The following is a 515-nucleotide window of genomic DNA, read 5'->3' on the forward strand; positions in this document are numbered from 1 at the left end:
GATGACGATTCGCTTCGACGGCCGGGTGGCCATTGTGACGGGAGCCGGCAACGGCCTGGGCCGCGTGCACGCGCTGGAGCTGGCAAAGCGCGGTGCCAAGGTGGTGATCAACGACTTCGGCGGCAGCCGCGACGGCAAGGGTGGCTCTTCGGAAGCGGCGCTGGCCGTGGTCGAGGAGATCCGCAAGGCCGGCGGCCAGGCCATCGCCAACGGCGCCAATGTGGCGGACTTCGAGCAGGTAACGGCGATGGTCGAGCAGGCGAGGGCCGAATTCGGCCGCATCGACATCCTGATCAACAACGCCGGCATCCTGCGCGACAAGAGCTTCTCGAAGATGGAGATGGCGGATTTCCGGGCGGTGGTGGACGTGCACCTGATGGGCTCGGCCTACTGCACCAAGGCGGTGTGGGAAATCATGCGCGAGCAGAACTATGGCCGGGTGCTGATGACGACATCGGCGGCGGGCCTGTTCGGCAACTTCGGCCAGGCCAACTATGGCGCGGCCAAGGTGGGTC

1 protein-coding gene is annotated in these 515 nt (G+C 66.4%); it reads left to right on the forward strand.

Going from position 1 to position 515, the window contains the following annotated elements; translation table 11 throughout:
* Position 1: 1 nt before the first annotated feature.
* Positions 2 to 515 (forward strand): SDR family NAD(P)-dependent oxidoreductase (locus AC3WRR_RS36100; RefSeq protein ID WP_492299572.1); only part of this gene is annotated, 514 nt, incomplete at its 3' end.

The sequence above is a fragment of the Cupriavidus sp. FW305-3-2-15-C-LB2 genome, from assembly GCF_058787575.1.